The sequence below is a fragment of the Sulfobacillus sp. hq2 genome, assembly GCF_002903155.1.
GTDB lineage: Bacteria > Bacillota > Sulfobacillia > Sulfobacillales > Sulfobacillaceae > Sulfobacillus > Sulfobacillus thermotolerans.
This window is the reverse complement of record NZ_NWUL01000049.1, coordinates 1-12,435: the sequence shown is the minus strand read 5'-3', so window position 1 is coordinate 12,435 and position 12,435 is coordinate 1. Positions and strand designations below refer to the sequence as shown.

The 12,435-nt window shown below is 51.8% G+C and carries 10 protein-coding genes; 8 read left to right on the top strand and 2 right to left on the bottom strand.

The features are described 5' to 3' along the window. Both CO251_RS17040 and CO251_RS17035 read left to right on the top strand, forming a co-directional pair. On the top strand, positions 1-686 hold a 686-nt coding region (locus CO251_RS17040; protein WP_146039127.1), incomplete at its 5' end, for an undecaprenyl-diphosphate phosphatase. Positions 687-781: 95 nt separating this feature from the next. Then, positions 782-2,959, top strand: a complete 2,178-nt coding sequence (locus CO251_RS17035; RefSeq protein WP_103377021.1) for a DNA translocase FtsK — start codon at positions 782-784, stop codon at positions 2,957-2,959. A gap of 97 nt (positions 2,960-3,056) precedes the next feature. Here CO251_RS17035 and CO251_RS17030 read toward each other — a convergent pair whose 3' ends face one another. After that, complete coding sequence (locus CO251_RS17030) at positions 3,057-3,923, bottom strand: aldo/keto reductase (protein WP_103377020.1); 867 nt, start codon at positions 3,921-3,923, stop codon at positions 3,057-3,059. 502 nt (positions 3,924-4,425) lie between these two features. Here CO251_RS17030 and CO251_RS17025 point away from each other — a divergent pair. Next, positions 4,426-5,829, top strand: coding sequence for a glutamate decarboxylase (locus CO251_RS17025; protein WP_103377019.1), 1,404 nt, complete (start codon positions 4,426-4,428; stop codon positions 5,827-5,829). Positions 5,830-5,900: 71 nt separating this feature from the next. Here CO251_RS17025 and CO251_RS17020 read toward each other — a convergent pair whose 3' ends face one another. Further along, entirely contained in the window at positions 5,901-6,092 is a 192-nt protein-coding gene (locus CO251_RS17020; RefSeq protein WP_103377018.1) for a hypothetical protein, read from the bottom strand. Between the two features lie 153 nt (positions 6,093-6,245). Here CO251_RS17020 and CO251_RS17015 point away from each other — a divergent pair, with 153 nt between their 5' ends. The 5 genes from CO251_RS17015 to CO251_RS16995 all read left to right on the top strand — a co-directional run bounded on the left by CO251_RS17015 (position 6,246) and on the right by CO251_RS16995 (position 12,346). Beyond that, positions 6,246-7,625 (top strand): MFS transporter, encoded by a 1,380-nt coding sequence (locus tag CO251_RS17015; protein ID WP_158246411.1) that lies wholly within the window; start codon positions 6,246-6,248, stop codon positions 7,623-7,625. 152 nt (positions 7,626-7,777) lie between these two features. Further along, entirely contained in the window at positions 7,778-8,074 is a 297-nt protein-coding gene (locus CO251_RS17010; protein ID WP_103377016.1) for a hypothetical protein, read from the top strand. 128 nt (positions 8,075-8,202) lie between these two features. After that, a complete protein-coding gene (locus CO251_RS17005) occupies positions 8,203-10,290 on the top strand; it encodes a UvrD-helicase domain-containing protein (protein WP_103377015.1) in 2,088 nt (695 codons plus the stop codon). Positions 10,291-10,364: 74 nt separating this feature from the next. Beyond that, entirely contained in the window at positions 10,365-10,583 is a 219-nt protein-coding gene (locus CO251_RS17000) for a hypothetical protein (RefSeq protein ID WP_103377014.1), read from the top strand. 32 nt (positions 10,584-10,615) lie between these two features. Continuing rightward, positions 10,616-12,346, top strand: a complete 1,731-nt coding sequence (locus tag CO251_RS16995) for an AarF/ABC1/UbiB kinase family protein (protein ID WP_103377013.1) — start codon at positions 10,616-10,618, stop codon at positions 12,344-12,346. The last annotated feature ends 89 nt before the right edge of the window (positions 12,347-12,435 follow it).

Below are 12,435 nucleotides of genomic sequence, written 5' to 3'. Positions count from 1 at the left end.
TATCGTTGCCGTCGTCTGGTGCCCAACTCGAAGTGGCTTTGCATGTTGGGACGCTGGTAGCCGTATTTGTGGGGTATCGGCAGGAATTGGCGCAATGGATAAGAGAGCTGGCCGCTGGGCATTCTCGGAGTTTTCGGTTTCTTGGTCAATTAATTGCCGCGTCAGTGCCGGCTGCAGTTGTGGGATATTGGGCTGGCGAATGGATAACGCAGTGGTTTATTCCCATAGCTGTGGCCGCTGGCTGGGGGGCAACGACGGTGGCTTTATGGCTTACTCCGCCGGCCGAGCGTGGACACCGCTCCTTGGAAAGTCTGTCTTGGGGCCAAGCCTTTATAATAGGGATTTTTCAGGCATTTGCCTTATGGCCAGGGCTGTCCCGGTCCGGCTCGACGATTTTTGCCGGACGCGTCTTGGGGCTATCGGCGGATGATGCGGCTCAATTGTCGTTTTTCATGGCTATTCCAGTGATTGCGGGGGCGGCCTTTTTAATCTTGCATAAAAGCGCATTTAGTGAATTTCGTATCGATCCGTCCATCTTGGTCGGAATGGGTGTGGCTGCCATTAGTGGGGTTTTTGCGATAAAATGGGTTAAGCATGCACTGGGAGTGACGCGCCTATGGCGACAATTTGGATGGTATACGTTGATGTTGGCCTTACTCACGTGGGGCCTATCTATGGCGCATTAAGTCTGGACCCGATGATGACGGCAGCGTTGACGCCACATGATGGGTTTAAGCCATGACAGCCATCAAGTGTTAAAGAGTGGTTAGGAGGATTTGTAATGGGGTCGGTGCTCAAACAAATTACCAAGGATATGCGTCGAGAAATTGGAGGGATTCTTCTCGTAGCCTTGGGATTGTTGGGCTATTTATCATTAGTATTTCCCCATTCAGGCCGGTTAACGCGTGATTTGGGTCAGGGTTTATTTTTTGCATTTGGTCTGCTGGCGTGGGCCATACCTGCCTTTGTGATTGTCGCTGGGTTATTACGGTTATTAAACCGTCCCTCCTTTACAGGAAATCGTCGGGGCTGGGGAGCCGTCATTGGAATTGTTGGCCTGTTTATCTTATTGCCTTTTGCAGACAAGCTGGAGGCGGGATTTCTAGCGACGCGACTGGAAGAAGGCATTGCCCACGCTATCGACCCTGTCGGGGCTTTTCTCCTAGGCCTTGTCCTCTTATTGATTGGGGGCATGCTCTATACAGGAATGAGTGCGGTGGCCATGGGGGTGATGGTCGGACAAGTTCTTTGGGTGATGATGCGTGGGGTGGGTAAGGCTTTGAGCGCGGGGTACCATGTGTTGCGCGAATGGGTTTACCCCGAAGTGCAAGAGACGAAGCATCGTCAAAAGGCCGTGACGCCAAGGTCCCCCAAGACCTCGCCTAAGCCGATGAGGCAAGTGGAGACGGAGTCACAGACGGCTATACTGGCGCCGAAAATCGCCGATCCCATGGCAGAGATGCGGGAAGCTTCGCATCCGACTGCACCCGCGCCGCCTCCGAAAATTTTGGCACCGCTAGGCGCCATGAACTATTTGCCACCTCCTCTCAGTGTGTTGGCCGCGCCGGTTCCTCCCCAGGCGGATCGCCGGGGATTTAGTGCAGCTGAACGTGCCCAAATTCTGGTGACCGCTCTGAAACAGTTCGGTATTGATGTCAAGTTGGGGGACGTCAGCCAGGGCCCGACGATTACACGATTTGAAATCATTCCCCCTCCGGGGGTTAAAGTGTCCCGCATTGTCAATTTGACCGATGACATCGCCCTATCGCTGGCAGCCACGGGTGTGCGCATTGAGGCTCCTATTCCAGGTAAATCGGCGATTGGCATTGAGGTGCCAAATGATGAAATTACGCCTGTGCTCTTGCGAGAGGTCTTAGAAAGCCCAGAATTTGCTCAATCGGCTTCCCCTTTAGCTGTTGGCTTAGGACGTGATGTGGCGGGGGCCCCGGTGATTGCCCGTCTCGACCAAATGCCACATTTGTTGGTTGCAGGGGCAACGGGTTCTGGCAAAAGTGTCTTGATTAATGTGTTGATTACCAGCTTGCTTTTTCGCGCGAGTCCTGATGTTGTTCGGCTTTTATTGATTGATCCGAAGGTCGTAGAGTTGTCGATTTATAACGGCATTCCCCATTTATTAAGTCCGGTGGTGACGGAACCCAAAAAAGCAGCCGGAGCCCTGCGTTGGGCGGTTGCGGAAATGGAAAGGCGTTACCGTCTTTTCGCGGATATGGGGGTTCGTGACGTGGCGCGATATAATCAGACGGCTGAAGAACGTCTGCCCCTGATCGTCATCATTATTGATGAGCTTGCGGATTTAATGATGGTGTCACCCCAAGATGTTGAAGAGTCCATTGCTCGCTTGGCGCAGATGGCGCGCGCAGCGGGGATCCATTTGGTTGTGGCGACCCAGCGCCCATCTGTTGACGTGATCACCGGGACTATTAAGGCGAATATTCCCTCCCGCATTGCGTTTGCCGTTTCATCACAGGTGGATTCTCGCACGATTCTCGATGGAGCCGGAGCCGAGAAACTTTTGGGACGCGGAGATATGCTGTTTCATCCGGTAGGTGCAAGCAAACCCCAGCGCTTGCAAGGGGCTTTTATTCACGAAAAGGAAATCGAGGAAATTGTCACCTATCTCGTAGAGCATGCTCAGGCGTCGGAATCTGTAGATGACGCTATCGAATTCCAAGAGAGTCCAGACTCTCCGGCATCGGTACCGCAAGAAACGGATAATTTGTTTCAAGATGCCGTAAGAATAGTCGTGGAAAGTGGGCAAGCCTCAACGTCGATGTTGCAGCGCCGGATGCGAGTGGGATATACCAGAGCTGCGCGCTTAATCGATGCGATGGAAGAGCGCGGATATATTGGGCCTGCTGAGGGGGCAAAAGCTCGGGATGTGCGCATTACTATGGCCGATTTTCAGCGCATCTTTATGAATGAGACTCCATCAGCTTAGCGTCAAGATGCCCCAATGCCTAGATGTGATTTTTGTGGCATTGGGGCATCTCGTTTGACGAATCTACAAAGTGCTTGTTTCCTTCGTTCTGAAGCGACTAGACCGCATGGGTAAGAGCGTCGAAGTCTTCTTGGCTTAGCGTCACTGCTGCAGCGGCCACATTTTCTTCCAAGTGCTGTATGTTTGAGGTGCCGGGAATGGGCAAGATCACTGGGGAGCGCTTTAACAACCAAGCGAGAGCCAGTTGGGAGGGCGTGGCACCTAACCGTTTGGCCATCTCGGCCAGTGGGCCTTGGGGAGCAGCAAGAGCTCCAGTGGCCAGGGGAAACCACGGGATAAAGGCCAGATGATGGGCTTCACAGTACTTTAACACCGGCTCTGCCTCGCGTTTCGCCAAGTTATATAAGTTCTGGACGGAGACAATTGTGGCATACTGACTGGCCTCACTGAGTTGCTCGAGGGTCACTTCGCTGAGTCCGATGTGCCGTATTTTTCCCTCTTTTTGCAAGAGGGTGAGTTCACCTAGTTGGTCGGCGAGAGGGACCTTGGGGTCAATGCGGTGCAACTGCAATAAGTCAATGCGCTCGAGTCCTAGATGGCGTAAATTTAGTTCGACTTGTTGACGAAGATATTCGGGTCGTCCTACTGGGCGCCAGTCATTGGGCCCCGAACGCGTCAACCCGACCTTGGTGGCAATTACAAGACCTTCCGGGTAGGGATGAAGGGCCTTTTTGATGAGAAGGTCTGCGACAAAGGGGCCATACGCATCAGCCGTGTCGATGAGATTGACACCGAGATCAATGGCTCGGCGCAGAATACGTAAAGCTCCCTCGGGATCACGCGATTCGCCCCAAACGCCAGGGCCCGGGAGCTGCATGACGCCATATCCTAATCGATGAACAGGCAAATCTTCGCCAATGCGAAAAGTGCCCGATGCTGCTGCTGAGATGTTTTCTCCTGCCATGTGTCGAGAAGTCCCTCCTAGTTGTTGTGACTGGTCCATTATAGGGCACGGCCATATATTACTCTACCTGCACAAATCATATCTGTATATTTCCAGGAGGATAAGAACTGCCTTGAGACCGCTTGGCAAGACATCTTAACGGGCGTAAACACGAACAGCCCGCATAGCTATTCATGGGGATCTCGTTCTGGAAAGGCCCGAGGGGTCCACAATGACATGTGGTCTTCATGCCGTCTGAGCCAATCAAGGCATGCTATGATGACGATTGAATCGACGGAGAGTCCCGTGCGGCGGCTTGCGGCATTTAGCCGATCAACAAGCATAGACCCTATAGGCAAAGGAAAATCAGTCATGTTGTTCATATATTAATTTTCACACTCCATAGCACGATGTCAAGTTGAACTTCGGGTTCTATTTGATAAGGCTCTTGCCCCTCCCTGTTTATAGCGTCACACTATAAGAAGACTCGCTATGACAACGCGCGAAAATAAGGAGGGGTCTTATGAGCCGCTGGCATGCTCGCCGAAAGCACGTAGCGCTGCCCGATGAACTGGCCATCAATCCGTTAGTCTTTCAGGAGAATGATGAGCCAATTCCGCGATTTCGTTTACGCGAACATGGCATGAATCCCGATGCTGCGTATCAAATTGTGCATGATGAAATTGCTATGGATGGCAATGCACGCCTCAATTTGGCAACGTTTGTGGGGACGTGGATGGATCCCCAGGCTGACAAACTGTATGCGGAAGCCTTTGACAAAAACATGATTGATAAAGATGAATATCCGCAGACGGCCGCTATTGAAGAGCGATGCGTACGTATTTTAGCCGACCTGTGGCATTCACCGGAGCCGCATGCCACGATGGGGGTATCAACCACCGGGTCATCGGAGGCGTGTATGTTGGCGGGGTTGGCACTGAAGCGTCGTTGGCAAAAGCGGCAACGCGCGATAGGGAAATCGGTTGCGCATCCTAACATAGTGTTTAGTTCAGCGGTCCAAGTGGTATGGGAAAAATTCGCTAATTATTGGGATGTCGAACCGCGGTATGTCCCGATTACCCCCGACAAGCCGTTTTTGACTCCAGACGGGGTATTGGGGGCCGTCGATGAAAATACCATTGGGGTAGTCCCCATCTTAGGTGTCACGTATACCGGCGTTTATGAGCCAGTGGAGGCTATTGCAAAGGCGTTAGATGATCTGGAAGCAAAAACTGGACTAGATATTCCTATTCATGTCGATGCCGCATCCGGAGGATTTATCGCCCCTTTTCTGCAACCGGAGCTCATCTGGGATTTTCGATTACCCCGTGTTCATTCGATTAATGCATCGGGTCACAAATATGGATTGGTCTACCCCGGGCTGGGATGGATTGTATGGCGGCAGGCGCGCAATTTGCCAGATGACTTAGTTTTTCGTGTGTCCTACTTAGGCGGTGATATGCCGACGTTTGCGTTGAATTTTTCGCGGCCTGGCGCCCAAGTCTTGCTGCAGTACTATAATTTCTTGCGTCTAGGATGGAGCGGGTATTATGCCGTTCAAAATGCTTCACGCGATGTAGCTCGGTTCTTGAGTCATGCCATTTCTGAGATGCCAATGTTTGAGTTGTTGTCGGATGGATCCGATATTCCGGTGTTTTCGTGGCGGATGCGTTCTGGATATACCGATCGATGGAATCTTTATGATTTATCCAGACAGCTGCGCGTGTATGGGTGGCAGGTGCCTGCTTATCCCATGCCGGATGACATGTCTGATGTGACCATAATGCGTGTCGTAGTGCGCAATGGTTTTTCATTGGATTTAGCGCATTTGCTGCTGGACGATCTAAAGGAAGCCGTGGGCTATCTTGAATCCCTTGATGGCCCTATGCCCCACCCACAAGAGCCGGTATCGGGATTCCGGCATTAAGGGCATCCCCCTTCGTCAAGCGGCAAAGAGAGGACGTGAGAACTTGCCGCTTGTCAGAAGGACCATGGTCTTCAGGATTTCTTACGAGGCGCTCGGCGGGTTTTGGGTGCAGCGGTTTCCGTCGTGGCAGGTGTAATATCAATGGTGACGACAAAAGCGTCGTGGGGATAGGTTTCAATAAAATCAGACAGGCCTCGCAACAGGTCTGCGGTTTGTTCCCGGGTCAATCCGCGGTGGTCGATGGGTAAGATCGGGGTAGACATGAGGCACCTCGCTTTTGAAGTTGAGAGCTGGAGACCAACGTCTGGCCGCACGGGTTCACTACGTGGGACATAGGCCGTCTCATATGCATGGCTGACTTTATCATACCTTATTGGGTTCGCCAACATGCTACAAAGTCAGCGCGAGGGATGGGCATGCGTGTATTAATGTTCGGGGCCGTGAAGGACTGGTTGTATCGGGGAAATATGGCCGGGTGTTCGTCGTGTTCAAGTCTCGAGAAAGTAGCGTGTATAGGTCTTATGACGACAAATCTTGAATCTTCGGGTTCTGTATTACGGCGCATTCGTCTTGTGTCGAGTCTGGGAATTGTTCTCGATGGATACAACCTGTCCGTGATTGCCGTCGCGCTTGTGCCCCTGACCCGTTTCTATCGCTTAACCGCTGGGCAAACAGGGCTCTTAGCCTCGGCCATGCTTCTAGGGTCGATTGGTGGCGGTTTGGCTGCTGGGGTGCTGGCGGATTGGCTAGGTCGCAAAAGGTTACTCTTATGGGATCTTGTGATTTTTATGGTGTTTTCCTTGTTATCTGCGGTCTTGAATTCCTATATGTGGCTTGTGGTCGCACGGTTTATTGTGGGGTTGGCAGTGGGGGCGGATTACGCGATTTCTCCCACGTATTTAGCGGAATTTGCTCCACCCAAGACTCGGGGATTTCACATGGGATATATCTGGTTAGCGTGGTCTGTAGGTGCGGTCGTAAGTTTTGGTCTAGGGGTCATGGTCGTGGATTGGTTACCGAACGCATGGAGCTGGCGTGTGCTCTTTGGCTTGGCAACGGTTCCGGCTGCTGTGGCTCTAGGTATTCGGCGGGTTTTGCCGGAGTCCTTGCATTGGCTGCAAGATAGACACGGCACCTCGCGAATCGGAGGGAAAAAGATTCCAGAGGTTGTGCCCATGAGACGGTGGCTATTGGCCACAATTCCGTGGTTTCTTATGGACTTTTCCACGTATGGATTGGGTCTATTGCTTCCCTTATTTTTGAAATCTAACGGACTGACGTCGATAACCGGTGCTATTGTCGGCACGGGCGTGGCGGCGCTTAGTGGAGGCATCGGCTCAGCATGGGCTATGTTTCAATTAGATCGAACGGGTCGCATAGGATTGCAAATGCGGGGGTTTTTCCTTTCGGGGATTGGGCTTATGGGCCTGGCAGTCGCATTATGGTTGAATGTGCGGGTGTTTGCGCTGCTGTTAGGGGGGCTCATGGTGGTTAACTTGTTGAATGGCAGTGGGCCGGGAACGACTTGTGGCATCATACCCGCTGAGATCTTTCCGACCCGAATTCGGGCCACTGCGTTGGGGATTTCTACGGCATTTAGTCGTATAGGGGCCATTACGGGTGTGTTCGTCTTAGGATTTGCAGAAGTGCGGTGGGGGTTGGGAGCCGTGCTGGCCATTGCAGGGGCCGCGGCTCTTTTGGGTGCTGGGTTGACGGCCCTATGGCGTGTCGAACCGAATCAAGCACCATTGCCGACTTCCACGGACGTTCTCACCCCACCGAACGTTTTGAACTAGGCTTTTCGGTCGGGTTGAAAAGCCATGGCACGTCCCGTATACTGTCGAAAATGGAATATCACCGGGCCTTAGAGGTGAACACAATAGACATGATAGGTTTGGCATAATAATCGTTGAACTACGGCTGCGGCTATAGGATAGGGGTATGGCATGTGGAATGGATTGCACTCATTACCGCGTTAGGATTTTTAGGCATGATTATGTTTTTGCATCACCGTCTTAAGACGTTGGAATACCAACAGCGTGCCCTGATGGAGTTGTTGTGGGAAGTATCACCTGATCAGTCACCCCAGGAAGAAGTCCGTAGTCTGTTGGACCAGGGGCGCCGGATCGAGGCTATTCGGGTTATCAAAAAACGCTACCAATGCTCTTTGCTTCAGGCCAAAAATATCGTGGAGCAAATTGAAGGTGGGCGCCATCATCGGCGATCGATTTTACGTCCGAAATAGCTCCACCGACGGATTTCGTTAGGATCGTCGCGGTTCTTCTGGTATGATAGTGACCATTGGCATGGCATGGTAAGGCTTTGGTGGGTTGCCAAAGCCTTTGTCATGAATTATGCGGGTGGTGAAAGAATTTGGAATATCGCTATCGGCCCTCATCGCACACATTTGCTTTAGAACGCAAAAATTTAGCGCAAGCGCTAGCTACTATAAAAAAACGCATCCAAGCATTGCTTGACAGTAAGGGCACGCCCGTGAGTGGTTATAATGATATTACTGTGTATCAGGCCGTGGCTCGGGGACAGCAGATTTGGTATGAGGAATGGGACCGTCATGGGCACAATCCTTACTATGGCCGTATCGAGTATGTCGACCGAACAGAGGGAGAAGAGCCGACTGTTGTCTATGTCAGTAAAGCCCAAAGATCGCTGGAATTTGAGGACGCTAACGGGCGGTTAGTGGATATTATCCCATGGAATGCGCCGGTTGCCCGCATGTTTATTACGCACCGCTCTGTCCCAGGGCAATGGGACCTTGACCGGGTTACGCGCATAGGCATTGACAATCTCGAGGTTGTTGAAGTGGCTGATACCTTCCGCGGGCCCATGTTGCCTCCGTTGCCTGACAGCGAAGGTGAGAACGCCGCGGAGCAACTGTTTGAGAAGCGGGGCGGCGGTAAGTTATCGGACATTGTGGCGACCTTGCAGGAAGAACAATATGATCTTATTGTCCAACCCTTGCGTCAGAATCTTGTCATTCAAGGGGGACCGGGCAGCGGTAAAACCGAAATTGCCTTACATCGCATTGTTCATTTGCTCCATTCGGCTGCACTTTCTCCGCAACAAATTTTATATTTGGGTCCGTCTGGACCGTTTTTGCGGTACGTCTCGGATATTTTGCCATCATTGGACGCTCAAGATGTTGTGCTACACGACCTCGTCTCATGGCTGTCACGAGAATTAGGCGTCCCCGTTCGAAAAAAATCGGCTAGTTCTGACGACGCCTTATTATATGATGAGGTGTTTACCCAAAGGCTAGAACGTTGGGTTGACCACTATGCCGCGAACTTGGCGAAGAACCTGGGCGATTTGCGGATGGCCTTTGATGTGGAAACGGTCAGCGGTCGGCATCAAGGTACGTTGGAATTGTCATCGGCGCAAGTTTATGAGACTTTTGCGACCTCCTCACGATATTCATTACGGGAACGGTGGCGCCTGTTAAGACACCGTTGGGACCAAATGGTAGAAACGGCCTTAGCGGGAGCGGAGAGCCGTCAATTGACCTCTTATCAAAAGTTGGCCCGCCAGCGATTTGATCATTGGCAAGAACAAGTCCCACGGGTGGAGACGATTCAAGATTTGATGGCTATTTATCCCGTAGCGCGACAGGAAGCAGGGATTGAAGCACCCTTTCATCGGGAATCGGTATGGGCCCTCGCCGATGCCTTAGCGTTATTGTTTTTAGCCGGGAAGTTTTTAGGGCATTCACAGCATTATGCCTTAGTGGTTTTAGATGAGGCTCAAGATGTCCCCGCTGTGGGCTTCGCTCTGGCGGAGCAATTGGTCTCCACGAATGGCTCGCTTACGTTGGTTGGGGATCCGTTTCAACATCTTAATCCCTATACGGAGGTCGAAAACTGGTCGGAGGTAGCAAACCGATTGCATGCCCAACATGTCGAACTTTTGGATAATTATCGTTCAGGAGCGCAGATTGTGCACCTAGCCAATGCGGCGCATCCGGCCGGTATTAAACAAGTCCCTCGGCGCGGCGGCGGCATCATTCATCCACCGGTCAAGGTTAGCGAGTCAAAGGTGGCCGAAGCGGTGATGCAAGAGGTAGTGCGGGGCAAACGAGAGTATTTAGGACAAGTGGCAGTGATTTTTGCTAATAAGGCACCGCGGGATTTATTAGAGCGCTTTCAACGTCTTAAACCGGAGACGATTGAAATGGCCTTTGAGCCCGAAAATCCTGAACCGTACGACGTCATTATGGCGACCGTGGAATATGCTAAAGGACTCGAGTTTGATATGGTGATCTTGATGGCCGAAACGGAAGAGGCTTTTGAGACAACAGGAGCCGGAGCTTATCAATTATTTACGGGCATTTCGCGAGCACGCGAAGAAGTGATGATGATGGGATTGCGCCATCTTCCTAAACTGTATGGGCGTTGTTATCGGCAGGCCCTGCGCATGACAAAATTTGGGTCTAGCGCGTTACGATAGGCTGCATGTAAATAGGAAAACGTCTATAATGACAAATAGTAAGCAGTACGAATAGTTGTTAAGGGGGTTTTACGATGTGGTTTAGGCGACGTCCGCAAGTTCCATTGTTCTTTTGGTTCTTAGCGCTTTTGGGATTGACTCGCGTAGCTCGGGTCACAAAGTGGTCAAATATGTCCGACGAACAGCGCGCGGCTTACCGTGAAAAACGGCACCGGTTTCTGCAAAAACTCGATGATGCCTACCGGGTGTGGGATGAACCGGTAGACGATGGGCCCGCTTCGGATCAGAAGTAGGGTCACTAGCTAAAATGGGACGAGGGTGAAGGGTGCACGTGGCTTCTCAACTGTCGAGGACCATCTCAATATTCCGGTTGGCCTTGTCCTATTGGGCTGATTACCGTGCGATTCAACGTGCTGAACGGATCTTGCCCAAAGACCAAGCCGCGCGCGCAGTGGATGCCATCTATCAGCAAGGTGGCATCCGTTTTCGCCGTGAGGCCCTGCGGCTGCAAGGACTCATCATCAAGGTGGGGCAGTTTCTTAGCGCCCGGACCGATGTGTTGCCTTTAGCATTCACCAAAGAGTTGCAACAATTGCAAGATCAGGTACCTGCTGCCCCGTTTGAGGCCGTGAAATTAACGATTGAAGAGGCTTATCAGAAACCTTTGGGGGAAATTTTTGAAGACTTTGAGCCGATTCCAGTGGCAGCGGCATCGTTAGGACAAGTGCACCGTGCGCGTCTGCGCCATGAACCTGGTGTGGTCGCGGTGAAAGTGCAAAGACCGGCTATCCGGGCCCTTGCTAAAACAGACTTACGGGCTTTGGCCCGGATTATGGTCGTTTTAAAGCGGTGGACAAAAGTCGGTCGACGGCTTGATACGGTTCGGCTCTTTGAGGAATTTCGCGAGTCTGTCGACCGCGAGCTGGACTATCTTCAGGAACAAGACCACTTGCGCCATTTCCAACGGAACTTTGCCGAGTGGTCCAATATTCAAGTGCCTCGTGTCTACGAATCCTATGCAAGGCCAACGGTCTTGGTCATGGAATTCGTAGAAGGCGTGAAGTTAACGGACCATGAACAGCTACGTGCCCAAGGATTAGATGAGAAGGGATTAGCGCGTCTACTTGTAGAAGCGTATTTGAAGCAAATTGTCATCGACGGCTTTGTTCAAATTGACCCCCATCCGGGAAATTTCCTGGCGGGCCTAGATGGCCGATTGATTTTCTTAGATTTTGGTATGATGGCGACGATTCCTTCTGAACATGTTGACGTTTTTGGGCAATTGGTTGAATTTGGGCTGGCACGCAATGCACCGGGCGTGGTGGATAGTATGGTGGCGCTAGGATTTGTGAGGCCATCAGCGAATTTAGAAATTTTGACACGCGCAGTGCGCTTCATGCTCGATCGCATTGCGGGAGTGCCGTTACAAGAAGGGCCAGCACTAAGCGCGCTCGTTCGCGATTTTCAAGATTTCTTATATGAGGAGCCGTTGCAGTTTCCTGCACAATATATGTTTTTAGGACGAGCTATTGGCATGCTGTTTGGGCTAGTAGGAGGACTCGATCCCGACTTAGATTGGATGGCGCTCTTAAAAGAAAAAGCCTTGCCGATGATTAACGAACGGCGTGTAGTCTGGAATAATCGTTATTATCAATGGGTTCGCGAGCAAATTGGCAACCTATGGGGTCCAACAGGTCAAATGGTGTGGGACAAAGTGGCCGACAAGGCCAAGGGTTGGGGGCAAATTGGATGGCGCCTTCCGGAAGAGCTCGATGTCGCATTGAACAAAATCGGTCGCGGTTCAGTCAGCACCCGCCCCGAATTGACACCGGTGTTGCGGCGTCTGGATAAAATTTCTAGTCAAATGGCAGTCCTTGTGGCATGGGTGCTTGCGGGCTTTTCGGCTATTGTGGCGAGTTTATGGCAGCAACACAAGGGGGCCCTGTGGCTCGCGACGGCCCTGTATGTGATCGCGGGGGTCGCGTTCCTTAGTGGCGTGGTGAGCTTAATGAGGGTGCGGCGCACAGCACGTCGAACACGGTACCATGCGCCTTAGGAGGTTTAAGCTGCTTGCTGTCAATCTATGATGATCTCTGATAATATGTTATAATATAATAAGGTGATGGTATTATGGATGAGCAGTTT

What these genes read in the sequence shown, in the direction of transcription:
- CO251_RS17035 (WP_103377021.1), top strand. Translation starts at nt 782, where the DNA reads ATGGGGTCGGTGCTCAAACAAATTACCAAGGATATGCGTCGAGAAATT.
- CO251_RS17030 (WP_103377020.1), bottom strand. Translation starts at nt 3,923, where the DNA reads ATGGCAGGAGAAAACATCTCAGCAGCAGCATCGGGCACTTTTCGCATT.
- CO251_RS17025 (WP_103377019.1), top strand. Translation starts at nt 4,426, where the DNA reads ATGAGCCGCTGGCATGCTCGCCGAAAGCACGTAGCGCTGCCCGATGAA.
- CO251_RS17020 (WP_103377018.1), bottom strand. Translation starts at nt 6,092, where the DNA reads ATGTCTACCCCGATCTTACCCATCGACCACCGCGGATTGACCCGGGAA.
- CO251_RS17015 (WP_158246411.1), top strand. Translation starts at nt 6,246, where the DNA reads ATGCGTGTATTAATGTTCGGGGCCGTGAAGGACTGGTTGTATCGGGGA.
- CO251_RS17000 (WP_103377014.1), top strand. Translation starts at nt 10,365, where the DNA reads ATGTGGTTTAGGCGACGTCCGCAAGTTCCATTGTTCTTTTGGTTCTTA.